15 protein-coding genes are annotated in these 15133 nt (G+C 41.7%); 12 read left to right on the plus strand and 3 right to left on the minus strand.

Going from position 1 to position 15133, the window contains the following annotated elements:
- The first annotated feature begins 85 nt into the window (after positions 1-85).
- The gene (locus ACFSJE_RS04215) at positions 86-706 is read left to right on the plus strand and encodes a WG repeat-containing protein (protein ID WP_379829731.1); all 621 of its coding nucleotides are present in this window, start codon (positions 86-88) and stop codon (positions 704-706) included.
- On the opposite strand, the gene ACFSJE_RS04220 is transcribed toward ACFSJE_RS04215, so the two are convergent.
- Entirely contained in the window at positions 703-1053 is a 351-nt protein-coding gene (locus ACFSJE_RS04220) for a carboxymuconolactone decarboxylase family protein (RefSeq protein WP_379829732.1), read from the minus strand. The two genes, ACFSJE_RS04215 and ACFSJE_RS04220, sit on opposite strands and share 4 nt — an antisense overlap.
- A 119-nt stretch (positions 1054-1172) precedes the next feature.
- Between ACFSJE_RS04220 and ACFSJE_RS04225 the strand changes: the two genes are divergently transcribed.
- The 6 genes from ACFSJE_RS04225 (at position 1173) to upp (ending at position 4768) form a co-directional block, all read left to right on the plus strand.
- A complete protein-coding gene (locus ACFSJE_RS04225) occupies positions 1173-1553 on the plus strand; it encodes a hypothetical protein (RefSeq protein ID WP_379829733.1) in 381 nt (126 codons plus the stop codon).
- Positions 1554-1627: 74 nt separating this feature from the next.
- Positions 1628-2032: a hypothetical protein gene (locus tag ACFSJE_RS04230; protein WP_379829734.1), complete on the plus strand. Its 405-nt coding sequence runs from the start codon at positions 1628-1630 to the stop codon at positions 2030-2032.
- A 1-nt stretch (position 2033) separates the two neighbouring features.
- Positions 2034-2672, plus strand: coding sequence for a deoxyribose-phosphate aldolase (gene deoC / locus ACFSJE_RS04235; protein WP_379829735.1), 639 nt, complete (start codon positions 2034-2036; stop codon positions 2670-2672).
- Between the two features lie 9 nt (positions 2673-2681).
- Positions 2682-3386: a purine-nucleoside phosphorylase gene (gene deoD / locus ACFSJE_RS04240; protein ID WP_379829736.1), complete on the plus strand. Its 705-nt coding sequence runs from the start codon at positions 2682-2684 to the stop codon at positions 3384-3386.
- A gap of 114 nt (positions 3387-3500) precedes the next feature.
- Entirely contained in the window at positions 3501-4046 is a 546-nt protein-coding gene (locus tag ACFSJE_RS04245; RefSeq protein ID WP_379829737.1) for a flavodoxin domain-containing protein, read from the plus strand.
- Positions 4047-4114: 68 nt separating this feature from the next.
- Positions 4115-4768, plus strand: a complete 654-nt coding sequence (upp, locus tag ACFSJE_RS04250; RefSeq protein ID WP_379829738.1) for a uracil phosphoribosyltransferase — start codon at positions 4115-4117, stop codon at positions 4766-4768.
- On the opposite strand, the gene ACFSJE_RS04255 is transcribed toward upp, so the two are convergent.
- Both ACFSJE_RS04255 and ACFSJE_RS04260 read right to left on the minus strand, forming a co-directional pair.
- A complete protein-coding gene (locus ACFSJE_RS04255) occupies positions 4763-6133 on the minus strand; it encodes an MBL fold metallo-hydrolase RNA specificity domain-containing protein (protein WP_379829739.1) in 1371 nt (456 codons plus the stop codon). The two genes, upp and ACFSJE_RS04255, sit on opposite strands and share 6 nt — an antisense overlap.
- 4 nt (positions 6134-6137) lie before the next feature.
- Positions 6138-6980 (minus strand): ATP cone domain-containing protein, encoded by an 843-nt coding sequence (locus ACFSJE_RS04260; RefSeq protein WP_379829740.1) that lies wholly within the window; start codon positions 6978-6980, stop codon positions 6138-6140.
- 290 nt (positions 6981-7270) lie between these two features.
- Between ACFSJE_RS04260 and ACFSJE_RS04265 the strand changes: the two genes are divergently transcribed.
- The 5 genes from ACFSJE_RS04265 (at position 7271) to ACFSJE_RS04285 (ending at position 15098) form a co-directional block, all read left to right on the plus strand.
- Positions 7271-8347 carry an efflux RND transporter periplasmic adaptor subunit gene (locus tag ACFSJE_RS04265; protein WP_379829741.1) on the plus strand — a complete coding sequence of 359 codons (1077 nt, stop codon included), beginning with the start codon at positions 7271-7273 and terminating at the stop codon, positions 8345-8347.
- Complete coding sequence (locus tag ACFSJE_RS04270; RefSeq protein ID WP_379829742.1) at positions 8344-11442, plus strand: efflux RND transporter permease subunit; 3099 nt, start codon at positions 8344-8346, stop codon at positions 11440-11442. The genes ACFSJE_RS04265 and ACFSJE_RS04270 overlap by 4 nt, the downstream gene beginning before the upstream one ends.
- Complete coding sequence (locus tag ACFSJE_RS04275; protein ID WP_379829743.1) at positions 11432-12742, plus strand: TolC family protein; 1311 nt, start codon at positions 11432-11434, stop codon at positions 12740-12742. The genes ACFSJE_RS04270 and ACFSJE_RS04275 overlap by 11 nt, the downstream gene beginning before the upstream one ends.
- Positions 12743-13215: 473 nt before the next feature.
- The gene (locus tag ACFSJE_RS04280; protein ID WP_379829744.1) at positions 13216-13824 is read left to right on the plus strand and encodes an RNA polymerase sigma factor; all 609 of its coding nucleotides are present in this window, start codon (positions 13216-13218) and stop codon (positions 13822-13824) included.
- Positions 13825-14024: 200 nt separating this feature from the next.
- Positions 14025-15098: a FecR family protein gene (locus ACFSJE_RS04285; protein WP_379829745.1), complete on the plus strand. Its 1074-nt coding sequence runs from the start codon at positions 14025-14027 to the stop codon at positions 15096-15098.
- The last annotated feature ends 35 nt before the right edge of the window (positions 15099-15133 follow it).

Consider the following 15133-nt stretch of genomic DNA (forward strand, 5'->3'; position numbering starts at 1 on the left):
GGGTGTCCACTACTTTTTCCATGACCTAAGTCATTTCAGGAACTGGAATTGGGAGCGATCTTTATGAGAATCAAAAAAAAACGCCATGAAAACACTACCTATCATATTCGCAGCTTTTATCTCAATAGGAATAAATGCCCAGCTTCCAAAAGATTTAGATTTTGTGGCACCATTCAGTGAAGGGCTTGCCGCCGTGAAAAAAGGAAACGATTGGGCCTTCATTGATGATGTGGGCAACACGGTCATTAATTTTAGGAACGACTTCTATTGGAACCAAGATGCTTCCACTCCTTATGACGATGTGAGGACGGTGCATTACCCCAAATTTTCAGATGGACGCTGTATTGTTCAAAAAATGGTGGATGAAATTCCCGTTTTTGGATTCATAGATACCCATGGAAAAATGGTGATTGAACCACAATTCTTAAATGTTCGGCCCTTTGAAAATGGAATGACAACAGGTATCATTTTTGAAAAGGTGCTCAGAGGTAAAAACGAGTTCAATCTTGATATTTATGAATACAAGTTTCATGAAGTGCTCATGGATGTGGACGGCAACATCCTCGAGTTCTTGAACAGACGCTACAACATTCAAATGACCAAAAAACGGTATAAAATACCCCCCATTTGGTCCAAAGTGCTCAACAATAGGCTGATTGCGGTAAAGTTGGACGACAACTGGGAAATTAAAAAACTGGAACTTTAATCTGCTAGTACCGAAAATTGCTCAAGAGCTTCCAATGCCTCACATCCATATACCACTGAGGGCCCGCCGCCCATAAGTACGGCTACTCCAATAGTTTCTGATATTTCTTCGGAGGTTGCCCCAGAATCTAGGGCATCATGCACATGAAAAGCAATGCAACCATCACATCGTACCGTAATGGCAATACCCAAGGCAATAAGCTCTTTGATTTTTCTGCTGAGTGTACCATCTTCGGTACTTGAAATATGGAGCCGTTCAAAAGCTTCCATAGTATTAGGAATTTTACCTCCCAGTTGCCCCATTAGTTCAGTGATTTCTTGATATTTTTTTGGATGATCAGTTAACATGACAACCTTATTTAAATTAAACTTTTTCAAAGCTATTACCAAGCCAAGTCCTGTGTAATGACCTGGGTCATTTTTTCAAAAACACGGGGATACTACCTTGTTATACTAAAATTTTCGCCATGAAAAAGTATATTCATTATCCAGTTTTATTTCTTGCTTTTCTAATATTTCAAGCCTGTGGTCCCGTGATTGTATCCCACAGATTGGCCGACCCTCCTCCACCGTGGTTTTATCCCCATCGAGTGGAAGCCGTGCGCTATATTTTCTTCCCTGAATTGACTATGTATTACGATCTATCCTCAAGAACCTATCTGTATTTGGATGGCGGTGTTTGGGTAAGACGAAACGTTCTTCCAGTCCGATATAAATCTTATAACTTGAGTCGAACAAGGTACGAACGTGTTCGAAACTATTATGATGATGACATTCAACGGTACCATCAAGAGAACAACACCAATAGAGGAAGAAGCAACCGCAGCGTACAACGAAGAGTCAATTAACGATGCAATGATGGTTGTCATAAAAAACAATGGGGATTGCTGTTATCTTTAATAGAAATTAAAACCCTTTTGTGATGCTTAATTCCGAAAAAATAGGGAATGAATTCTATCAAAATCTAGGCATGCTTTTTTATGCCGTTGCCATGGTCGACAAACATGTGAGACCTGCAGAAGTGACTCGGCTACGGAAGTATGTTCGGCAACATTGGTTGGATTTGGATGGATTTGAGGACGAGTTCCATACCGATGCGGCCTACCAGATAGAAATCGTTTTTGATTGGTTGGATGGCGAGGAAAAGGATGGCGAAGCTTACTTTAATGAGTTCAAGGAATTTTATAAGGATCATCCCGAAAAGTTTCCACCAAAAGTTAAGGATTTGATTGTTGAAACAGCAGAGAGCATTGCCAAATCCTACGCAGGTAAAAACAAATCAGAGATGTTGATTATCTTTAGGTTGAAACAGCTCTTTACCCACTGATATGTTTTTACCGGATTTTATAGATCATACCAACCTGAAGCCTACGGCCCTACCATCAGACATAAAAAAACTATGTGAGGAAGCCAAGACCTACGGTTTTTATGCCGTTTGTGTCAATGGGTGCCATGTTTCCGTGGCCAAGGAAGCGCTGAAAGACACAAAAGTAAAAATTGCCGCTGTGGTCGGGTTTCCTTTAGGGGCCATGTCCACCAAAGCCAAAGTATTCGAAGCCAAGGACTGCGTGGAAAACGGTGCGGACGAAATAGATATGGTCATCAATATCGGGTGGTTAAAGTCCAATCAATTTGACTTGGTGCGCAATGATATCAAATCCATTAAACAAGCCATCGGAAACATCACTTTAAAAGTAATCTTGGAAACCTGTTACCTTACCCCTTCTGAAAAAGAAAAAGCTTGCATCTTGGCTGTTGAGGCCGGAGCGGATTTTGTAAAAACATCCACAGGATTTGGCAACGGCGGAGCAACTTTTGATGACGTTATTCTAATGAAAAAAATGGTAGGTGATAAAGCAAAGATCAAAGCTTCGGGAGGAATCAAAGACCGAGAGACGGCCTTAAAATATATTGACCTTGGGGTTTCCCGCATTGGAACCTCCTCTGGACCATCATTATTGAATTAATCCATATCCATGAGCATACATATTGAAGCCAAAAAAGGAGAGATAGCAGAAACGGTCTTGATGCCAGGAGACCCTTTACGGGCCAAATGGATTGCAGAAACCTTTTTGGAGAATCCCATCTGCTACAACAAGATTCGTGGTATGTTGGGCTATACGGGCACCTTTAACGGCCAAAGAATCTCTGTGCAAGGAAGCGGTATGGGCATGCCTTCATCCATGATTTATTTTCATGAACTTATTAAGGATTACGGCGTGCAGAATATTATCCGGGTAGGGTCCGCTGGGTCGTATCAAGAAGATGTAAAGTTGAACGATGTTGTTTTGGCCATGGCTGCCTCCACTACCTCAGGAATCAACAATTCAAGGTTCATCAATTCGGATTACTCCCCCACTGCCAATTTTGAACTCTTCCAAAAAGCGGTGGACTACGCTCAAAAAAACCAAATTCCCATAAAAGCAGGAAACATACTTTCGTCGGATGAATTTTATGTGGATGACCCAGAGGAATACAAGCTTTGGGCCCAATATGGGATTCTTTGCGTTGAGATGGAAACTGCGGGACTGTACACTATTGCAGCTAAATATAATATTCGTGCGCTGACCATTTTAACCATCTCAGATTCCTTGGTAACGGATGAGCGACTTTCCGCCCATGAGCGCGAAACTTCGTTTCGGGATATGGTGGAGATTGCGTTGGCGGCCGCGCTTCCTTAATGCAAAATACGCTTTTCGGTTATTGACAAAGGTCATTTCAGCAGTGACCCTCATCGGCTACATTTATAGCCTGTTTGCGAGGTAATGCAAACTTTCAATCAAAAATTCACACCGATGAAAATTTTAATCGTTTACGCCACAAGTGAGGGACAAACCCGAAAAATTTCCCGCTTTATGGAAGAGGTCCTTCAAGCCGAGAATCATAAAGTGGTCATTGCCGATGCCACTGAAGAGCCCCCCTCACCAGAAAATTTTGATGCCGTGCTTATCGGGAGCTCCATTCATATCCAAAAATACCATTCCTCTGTCCGGGATTATATCATGAAAAATGTGGATGAACTCAACAAAAAACATACCGCATTCTTTTCGGTATGCATGGCGATAGCTTCCGACATAGAGGAAGAACATGAAGAAGTTAAAAGGATAGCCACGGAGTTTGTGGAAAAAACAGGATGGAAACCCGATGCAATCAATCACATGGCCGGAGCTTTAAAGTATACCCAATACGATTATTTTAAAAAACTCATTATGCGGATGATCGCCAAAAAAGAAGGGGGTTCCACAGATACCTCAAAAGACCACGAGTACACCGATTGGGATGCAGTGAAAGCCTTTGTGCTGGATTTTGTTAAAACAGCCCGATTCCAAGAGATGATCTGAGTATTCAATATTCTGATTATTTTTAGGGCTATCGTTCAATTTCAAATTGACCTAAAAACCACCGCTGCATGATAATCCATCGTTTCGACCATAAAAATTCCATCTTAAATACGTTCATGGCCGAAATCCGTGACAAAAACATTCAGAAAGATGGCATGCGGTTCCGAAGAAACATTGAACGGATTGGTGAGGTATTGGGTTATGAACTTAGTAAGACCTTGGACTATGAAGACCTTGTGATAGAAACGCCTTTTGGTCCAAAGGAAAGTGCAAAAACTTCGGATTCGCTGGTGCTCTGCTCTGTGCTTCGTGCGGGGTTGCCGCTTCATCATGGCCTTTTGAACTATTTTGATGGTGCAGAAAATGCTTTTATCTCCGCCTACAGACATCATCCAGATGGTGGAGATGCATTTGATGTCATCGTCAAATATTTTGCTGCTCCTTCGTTGGAAGGCAAAACGTTAATTCTAACCGACCCCATGCTGGCGACGGGCAAAACCCTGGAAAATGTGCTGAAAGCGCTCAGGAATCATGGTACCCCCAAGAAAATCCATATTATTTCAGTGATTGGGTCAAATGAGGGGGTAGACCACGTTGCGAATGTTTTTCCTAAGGAAACCCAACTTTGGATAGCCTCCATTGATGAGGGCCTGACCAGCAAAGGGTACATTTTTCCCGGTCTTGGTGATGCCGGGGATTTGTCCTATGGTGAAAAGTTATAGCATGATTTCCAGTACTTCATGAAGCTGGGGAATATGGCACTGCCAACCTTGTTGTTCCTCTATTTTGTTTTTGAAAGTATGCAGGGCTTCATTTTCTCCGTGAATTAAAAACACTTTTTCTGGAATGTTCTTAATGTTCCCCATCCAATGCAACAGCTCGCTTTGATCCGCATGGGCCGATAAACTTTCCAAATGTTCCACTTGTGCTTTTACCGGGATGTGCTTTCCGAACATTTTTAATTCTTGGGCACCCTCCAATAACTTCCTTCCCCGGGTTTCCTCTGCCTGATATCCTACAAGCAATACGGTAGTGGATTTCTTGTCCATCAATTGTTTCAAATATGTAAGTACCCTACCTCCTGTGACCATCCCGCTTCCCGCAATCACAATTTTGGGTCTTGGGTCATCAATGGTCTCCCAAGTTTCTCGATACGAACTCACCAATGTCACATGATTCCGCATATTGTTATACTCACTCATGGAAAGCTTGTGCCATTCTGGGAAACGACCAAAAACATTAAGAACATTGGTACCCATAGGACTGTCCACAAAAATGGGAATATTGGGAATTTTGTTCTTATTGTAAAGTTTCCAGAGCAGATACATCAGGGACTGTAACCGTTCCACCGCAAAGGAGGGGATGATTAAGCTGCCTCGATTTTGTAAGGTTCGGGCGACTAAGTCTTGTAAAATGCCCTCCACGTCTTCCACAGGATGGTTTTTGTCCCCATAGGTGCTCTCCACAAAAAGATAATCTGCCCATTCTGGTTGTAAGGGTGCATCCAATAAATCATCATTCAATCGCCCCACATCTCCAGAAAAGACAAATTGCTTTCCAAAGAGATTCAGCTCAATAAAGGTTGAGCCGATAATGTGTCCGTTGTACCTGAATTTGGCACTGCATTCTGGAGCAAGTTCAATCTGCTTCCCCTCCTCTACACTTTTAAAGTGAGGAAGGGTTCGTTTTACATCCTCCTGATCATACAACGGTAATGCAGGATGGTGTTTGCTGTATCCTTCCTCGTTTGCTCTTTCGGCTTCTTCCTCTTGAATTTTTGCACTGTCCATCAATATGATTTCGGCAATGGCCAAGGTAGGTGCCGTGCCCAAAATAGTTCCTTGAAAACCCTGTTTTACCAAAAGTGGAAGGTATCCACAGTGGTCTAAATGGCCATGCGTCAACAATACCACATCAATTTGGGAGACATCTATGGGAAGTGGCAACCAGTTTTGCTGGCGAAGTTCTTTTGTTCCTTGAAAAAATCCACAGTCCACCAAGATATTGATGCCCTCTGACTCCAAATAAAACTTGGAGCCCGTTACGGTACCGGAACCTCCTAAAAAATGAATTTTCAGTTTTCTCATGGCTTTATGAAATGCATAGGGATTTCATTTCTTTGATAATGTTTTCCTTTCTTCCGTTGGAAATTCCCAAGTGGTCCAGATAAAATAAATCCTGCCGCAATTGCCTGCAAAGCACCACATCTCTATCCAATAAAAATTGTTTTTCCCGGTTGGTAAGCAATGTGGAAACGGTAATGGGGTAGAGTCCCAAACGGTCAATTCGGTCTTTCAGACCATCACCAGTGGGATAGTCCCAACTCAGCAAATACAACCCAACACATTTTCCATATTGGAGGGCATCCCCAGTGAATCGGGTATTGGTAACGACCCATCCCAAAGTATCCTCAAAATCTTTGTTCTTTTGGGATTGAAGCGGGCCTTTTACATCATTGTACCGGGAGTGAATGTACAGAGGCACTTTTATATTGCAGTTGAGCCCGTCCTCACTATGGAATTTACACTCAATGATATTCAGGGTTCCATTCTTCATGGCCAGCACATCAATTTCATGGGAGACACATTCGCCTTGCACTGCTTCACTCACCTTGGTTTCGTATCCTGAATAATGAAGCACTCCAGCAATAAAACGCTCAAACGGAAAACCTGTTGGTCCCAACTCGTAGATGGCCTTTTTCAGCTTGTATTTGGAAGCATAAACGGATTTGGCCTTTTTCAACAAGGCATACGCCCTATTATAAATCTCACGGGTGGTAATCTCGGGATATAGTTCATCCATCACCTGATCTACAATTTGATTGACCAAGTTATGGGTGGCGCCGCTGGATTTCAAGGAGTTTCGTAATTTTTCAACAGAAAAACGGGTCCTCTCCCCTGTGGATTTAATGATATTGAATTCCTTTTTTTCCATACTACTAAAATACGCTCAAATCTAACGAGCGACTATAATCAATCTCATATTTTAAACCCAAAATGATGTAGCTCATGAAAGCCAAGATAAAACCAATATGTTAAAATTTGGTCACGTGGACCCAGCTGTAGTTAAAGGCAGTGATTTGGTCGTTGACCCAGAATACTAAGCTGTTCGCCAAATTTTGGGAGTTTAATAACATTTCGTTTTTTAAGAAAATAATAGGTAAGAATTATATTTGCCAAAAACCCCATTATTGCCCCAATGGTGTTTGTTTTTTTTCAATTCACATGAAGATAAAACATATTGTTTATGCCCTATTGGGTATTGGAATTGTAGCTCTTGTTGCCTATCGGATTAAATCCAACTCAGAAATAGGAAAGGTAGGAAATGTTGGACCCAGCATACCCACCGTGACAGGAATCATCCTAAAACCACAAATTTTTAAGGATAACATATCGCTTTCAGGTACGCTGGAGGCTGATGAACAAATTGATATCCGAAGTGAGGTTTCCGGGGTTGTTGAAAGCATCAATTTTAAGGAAGGTTCCAAGGTTTCACAAGGGCAGGTGCTGTTGAAAGTGAATGATATTGAACTGCAGGCGCAGCTTTCCAAGGCAGTGACCGCAAAAAAATTGGCTTCGGAAAATGAAAGAAGGGCCAAATTGCTTCTCGAAAAACAAGCCATTAGCCAAGAGGAATACGATATTGCCAGTGCAGACTTTCAATCTGCTTCGGCCGAATCGGAATTGATTGGTGCCCAATTATCCAAAACATCAGTACGTGCGCCTTTTTCTGGAACCATCGGGTTACGGGCCATTTCCAAAGGAACCTATGTGACTCCGACAACCACCATAGCTAAATTGGTAAATACGGATGAATTGAAAATCACCTTTTCAGTTCCTGAAAAATATGCATCGCAAATAAGCGTCGGTACCGTTTTAACGTTTACCACTTCAGATTCCAATGAAGTGTATGAAGCTACCATATATGCGATTGACCCCGAGGTGGACATCGCAACGCGTACCCTTAGGATGCGTGCTGTAATGGACAATCGAGACAAAGGACTTTATCCTGGGGCGTATGCCAACGTGCAACTGCCTTTGGAAACCGTTAACGATGCCCTCTTGGTACCCACTGAAGCACTGATTCCCGTACAAAACGGAAAGAAAATATTTGTGTATCGTGATGGGGTGGCCAAAGAAATTGATGTGGAAATTGGTGCACGTACCGGCAGTGTAGTTCGGGTACTTACCAATCTGAAACCCGGAGATACCGTGTTAACCTATGGTGTTATGGCGCTCAAGGATGGCGCACCTGTGGATGTGGTACTTGAAGAACTTGAACCTTTGACGGCAGTACAATGAATCTCTCAAGCATTTGCATTAAACGACCCGTTCTTACTATTGTAATGAACATTTCCATTATTCTCTTCGGAATAATTGGGTATACATTTTTGGGCGTACGGGAATTTCCTTCTATTGACCCTGCCATAGTTTCGGTCCGTACCAGCTATTCTGGAGCCAATGCCGATATTATTGAATCCCAGATTACGGAACCGCTCGAAAAAGCCATCAATTCCATTGATGGTATTCGAAACATCACCTCGAACAGTGTTCAGGGGTCGAGTTCCATCAATATTGAATTTAATCTGGACAAGAATTTGGAGGATGCCGCCAACGATGTCCGTGATAAGGTTTCGCAAGCGGTACGAAGCCTACCTGACGATTTGGATGCCCCTCCTGTGGTATCAAAGGCCGATGCCGATGCCCAGCGGATTATCTCCATGACCGTTCAAAGTGATAACAAAAACATTTTGGAGCTCTCTGATTATGCAGAGAATGTTATCGCACAACGCATCGAGACCATACCCGGCGTTAGTGGAGTTCAAATTTGGGGACAACGGAGATATGCCATGCGACTATGGATAGACCCATTAAAATTAGCTTCCTACGGACTTACCGTTGCCGATGTGCGTGCCGCTCTTTTGGCCCAGAATGTGGAACTTCCGTCTGGTAAACTTACCGGTGATAATACCGAGCTGTCTGTAAAAACTATTGGAAACCTGAATACCGAAGAGGAATTCAATAACATTATTATTCTCGCGGATGGGGAAAAACTGGTTCAGCTACGCGATATTGGTAAAGCCACACTTGAAGGCGAAAACATGGAGACCAAAATGAGTGACTCAGGTCAACCCATGATCGCCGTAGCCGTGGTTCCGCAACCCGGGACCAACTACCTTGAAATTGCTGATGCCTTTTACGAAGAATACGAAAACCTTCAAAAAGACCTTCCCGAAGACTTTAAATTGAATGTGGTTATCGATGACACCGTTTTTGTAAAAAGAGCGGTCACCGAAGTAGCCGAAACCATATTGATATCCATCATTCTGGTAATTTTGGTCATATACCTTTTCTTTAGAAACTGGTCTATGGCACTTCGTCCCCTATTGGACATCCCTGTTTCGCTGATTGCCACCTTCTTTTTTATGTGGTTGTTTGGATTTTCCATCAATGTATTGACGCTTTTGGCAATTGTTTTGGCCACGGGATTGGTGGTGGATGATGGTATTGTGGTTACGGAGAACATCTATAAAAAAGTGGAGGAAGGGATGAATCCCATTGAAGCGGCCATTAAAGGTTCCCAAGAAATCTTCTTTGCGGTTATCTCCATATCCGTCACCTTGGCGGCTGTATTTCTTCCAGTGATTTTCTTGGAAGGCTTTGTGGGTCGACTTTTCCGTGAATTTGGTGTGGTTCTTGGCGCAGCTGTAATGGTTTCTGCTTTTGTATCACTTACGCTAACCCCTATGCTTAATGCATATTTGACCAAACCCGGAAAACAAAGTAGATCCCGTTTCTATCAGGTTACCGAAAAATATTTTGTGGCCATGAACCAAGCCTACTCAAATTCCTTGGAAAGGTTCATGCAGAAGAAATGGCTGAGTTTACCCATCCTTTTTGGCTGTATCGGTCTAATTGTGCTATTCTATACCCTACTTCAGAAAGAAACAGCACCTTACGATGACCGAAGTTTTGTTCGCCTGAACGTTACAGCACCCGAAGGAGCTTCGTATGAATACATGGACCACTTGATGACCGGCATTACCGAACTCATCAACGACTCCGTCCCTGAAAAGAAGGTTAGCTTGGTTTTGACGTCACCAGGATTTGGTTCTTCCTCAGTTAATAGTGGAAGGGCGAATATTGCCCTGGTAGAGCCTCATGAAAGAGAACGTTCCCAACGTGAAATTGCCGAAGACTTAGGCAGATGGGCCAAAGTATTTGTGGGTGGAAAATCCAACGTTTCAGAAAGACCAACCATTTCGGTGAACCGAAGAGGTGGCCCTCCGATTCAATTTATCATTCAGGCCAAGAACTTCCAGAAATTGGAAGAAAAGATTCCAGAATTTATGGCCGAAGCGGAAAAAGACCCCACTTTTTCCTTTACCGATGTGAATTTAAAATTCGACAAGCCTGAAATTTATGTCACCATTGATCGGGAAAAAGCGGAAAGTTTGGGTGTTTCGGTTCGTGATGTGGCCCAAACCCTTCAATTATCATTGAGTGGTCAGCGTTTTGGATACTTCTTAATGAACGGAAAACAATATCAGGTCATTGGTCAATTTGACAAACAGGACCGAAATGAGCCTATGGATTTGACCTCCATTTTTGTGAAGAACAAGGACGGCCTTCTCATTCAATTGGACAACTTGGTGACCACAAGTGAGCACAGTAGTCCGCCACAATTGTTCCATAACAACAGATATATGTCCGCCACCGTATCGGCGAATTTAGCCCCCGGTAAGAGTATTGGCGACGGTATTGAGGCCATGAACGCGATTAAGGACAGAGTTTTGGATGATACCTTCACTACAGATTTAGGTGGTGAATCACGGGATTTTGTGGAAAGTAGTTCTAACACAGCGTTTGCCTTCGGTTTGGCTTTCTTGCTTATCTTTTTGATTTTGGCCGCGCAGTTTGAAAGTTTCATTGACCCATTCATTATTATTCTAACCGTGCCAATGGCGGTTGCTGGAGCCATGTTTTCGCTCTGGTTATTTGGTGAAACATGGAATATCTTCAGTCAAATTGGAACAATCATGCTGATCGGACTGGTGACGAAAAACGGTATTTTGATTGTGGAATTTGCCAATCAGTTACAGGAGGAAAATGAGGATATCTCAAAAATGGATGCCATTATGAAAGCATCCGTATCAAGGTTACGTCCTATCCTAATGACCAGTCTTACCGTTGCATTGGGGGCATTGCCCATTGCCTTGTCGCTTGGCGCAGCCTCTGCAAGTAGAACAGGTATGGGTGTGGTTATCATTGGAGGAACACTATTTTCCTTGGTATTGACCCTTTTTGTGATTCCAGCGCTTTATTTTATGTGGTCAAGGAAAAAAGTACAACGACCAGAATTCAAAAATCTTGAACTTTCCTCACATGGTCATTAAGCAAAGAATAGGCATTTTTTTATGTGTAATGGGAGGTGTTTTTTGGGCAAATGCACAAGAAATCTTAACCGTACAGGACGCCGTAAAAATAGCTCTTGAGAACAATTATCAGATAAAAACTGCTCAAAACGAACTGAAGATTGATGAACTGGGAGTCTCCCCAGGGCAAGCAGGAATACTTCCAAGGCTGGATGCCAATCTAACGGACAACAACAGTATTCAGAATTTATCCCAGTTACGTAACGATGGTACGCTTCAGGAACGAGATAATGTAAAGAATAGTAGTCTAAATTATGGTGTAGCACTCGAATGGACCGTGTTTGATGGCCTACGCATGTTTGCCAACTTTGAACAATTAAAAGAAACCAAGAAATTGGGAGAGGCCGAACTAAAGCAGGCTATTTTAACCACAGTGGGCGAAGTAATGATCACCTACTACGACCTTGTTCAACAGCAACAGCAATTATTGGCCTTGGACAGCACCTTGATTATTTCAAATCAGCGGGTGGAACTTGCGCAGAACCGATTTACAATTGGAAAAGCTTCTAAACTGGAGGTGTTGAATGCACAGGTGGATTTGAACACTGACCAAACCCTGATGCAGCGGCAGCAGGAACTGTACAAAAACACCAAAATCCAACTGAACGAGCAACTGGCACGTGACCTTAAGATTGATTTTAAAGTAATTCCAGAAATCTTTGTGAACCAAGAACTGGTTTTGGACGAGTTGGAAGCCAAGATAGCTTCAGAAAATCCGCAGTTACAGGCTGAAAAAATCAACAAGCGTATCAGTGAACTGGAGCTCAAACAAATAAAAGCAGCACGTTACCCATCCTTATTTGTGACTTCTGGATACAACATAGGTAGTTCCAAATCCGAGTTGGGATTTGCCGTAAGCTCAGATTCACGAGGTTTTAATTATGGATTTGGGGCCACGCTCAACCTATTTGATGGTTTCAATCAGAACCGGAGGGAAAAAATCGGTAAAGTAGCCTTGGAAAATGCGGAAATAGCGATTGCCCAACAGGAACAAGAGTTGACAAGCCTTGTAAATTCAACCTATCAAACCTACTTGACCAATATTAGTTTGATAGAATTGGAGGATAAAAATGAGTCCATTGCCAAGGAAAACTTGGACATCACCGTTGAAAAATATAGAATTGGAATCATCCCGACCATCGAATTTAGAACTGCACAGCTTAACTATATCAATGCCAAGGTTCGCCATAGCAATGCAAAGTTTCAGGCCAAACTCTCCGAGATCATTCTAAAACAGTTGGCAGGCAATTTGGAACTCTAACTTCCGGCCCAACAAAATATCGCTTAACCACTCATTTGTACCTTTAAGATTACAACAAAACCTTCAACTTTTGTTTTTTTTTGTTAAATTTTGAGTTACTCAAACGTTATAGTTGGTCCTATTTTGGGTGTAGTAAGCTCGGCCCTCATATCTCCCGACTCGAACTAGTTTCACCCAAGTTCCCACCATCATCCATAAATTAACCTAGAAAATACAAACCTATTGAATAACAGTTTTTTAGATGTTACCAATAGCGCTAATTTCTTCCAATATGGTAAGGAAACTTAAGGTTATAAACCTCCTTAAACCAAGTTACATTCAACATCCGAAAAGTATCCTTTTTGCGAAACTTACCCTTGGATTTTCACCAATTTCTCGCTTTGAAAAAAAATCAGTCAAATCAGTTTGTTTTGCATTATCTACAAAATATTGTATAATTGATGACGATTTGCTAAAAAAACCCGCTAATATTTGTGCAGTTAAAATTCCTCAACAAGAATCAATCTGAAATCCTGGGCAAAGATGCTTTAGGAGGTCTTTCTAAAGAAGATAGCCAATTAATCTGGCAAGACTTTAAAGCTGGTGATGAGAAAGCGTTCATTCTATTGTATGAACAACACGCCAATTTGCTTTATGGGTATGGCTGCAGATTTACTTCGGACAATGAATTGGTGAAAGACTGCCTACAAGATTTTTTTGTATACCTCCGTGAAAAAAGGGAGGGGTTGGGAAATCCGGCTTCAGTGAAGTTTTATCTTCTAAAAGCATTCAAAAGACGTGTTTTGGATTATTTGCGCAAAGGCAAAAAAGAAAAGGAAAAAAGCCAAGAGGTGATTTTGGATGGCTTTTATAGCAATCGAATGCATGAAACTGTTTTCATTCAACAACAAGAGGAAACCAAACTCCTTAATCTGGAAAAGGCATTAAAATCGCTCAACGCAAAGGAAAGAGAAGCGATTTACTACTTCTACTATCAAAATCTTTCCTACGAACAAATCGCCGAGATTTTGGATTTCTCCTATATTTCTTCAGCTCGAAGGCTTATTTACAGATCCTTGAAAAAAATGAAGGCCATTCTCTAGATCTAGCTTCTTCAATCACACTTCTTTTTAAAAAATCATATTCAAGTTTCAACTTGAATATTCCATTTGTCCCATTTATGGCCACCTAAAACCCACTACAAAAAGGCCATTTTGAGAAATTGATAATTTTTTCTGTTAAAAAATAACATTGTCGGTATCATTTGCGGCTTTTTTCCCTATTTATATATAAAAGGCTTTACGTGGCAGAGCAAGAACAGAACATTTTTAACCATTTAATTCTCAATAAAGGCTTTATTGAGTGGGTAAGAAACCCCAATGAGGCTAGTGATTTCTTTTGGGAAAAGTGGCTTAAAGAAAAACCCGCACACTCCCAAGAGTTTTACAGGGCCAAGGCATTTGTGGAAAAAATGTGGCATGAAGACAATCAAATGTCCAATAGCGAATTGGACGATCTTCTCGGGAAAATCATCCAAAAGGAGAACACTACCGATGGTAATAGAGGTAGTTCCCGAAAAATTTTTAGCGCCAATGTTACCCCGGCGATTAAAAAGCTGGCCAACTACGCAGCCGTTTTTGCAATTGTGATCACCACTTTGTTGATATACGACACCTTGACCGCTGAAAAAACAGCCACCGAGGCAATGGAAGTAGTTGAGTGGGAGATCATATCCAATCCAAAAGGAAAACGCTCCAAGATTACCTTGCCTGATGGCACGTTGGTGGATTTGAATTATGAAAGCACCTTAAAGTATCCGAAAAAATTTGACTCCAAAACCCGACTGGTGGAACTCCATGGCGAGGCATTTTTTGATGTGGTCCACATAGATGACTATCCCTTTATCGTAAAAACGGACATGTTGGAAACAGAGGTCTTTGGTACATCCTTTAATATTAATTCCTTTTCCTATCTGGATGATCTAGACATTTCACTGGTCACGGGAAAGGTCAAAGTGAGGAAAACCGCTGAGGATGCTATAGCCACAGACAGTATTTTTCTTAGTCCCGGAGAGCAAGTTCAGTTCAATAAAGTTTCACGGGAAATGGTCAAAAACGAATTTGATGTAGAAACTGCCATTGCGTGGAAAAATGGAACCCTAATCTTTAAAGAAGTTGGGTTTGATGATTTTATCGTAAAGCTGGAAAGATGGTACGGTGTAAACTTTCATATCAAGGGGACACCACCAAAAAATTGGAGCCTTAATGGTACCTACCAAAACGAAAAAATAGAAGACATTTTAAGAGGTATAAAATTTATATATGGAATGAATTACAATTACGATCATCAAGGGAAGAACATCACAATCACCTTTTGATCAAATGACAAACGGCCAGCAATAAAAATTGCCAG

The sequence above is a fragment of the Flagellimonas iocasae genome (assembly GCF_042682725.1).
GTDB classification, from domain to species: Bacteria; Bacteroidota; Bacteroidia; order Flavobacteriales; family Flavobacteriaceae; genus Flagellimonas; species Flagellimonas iocasae.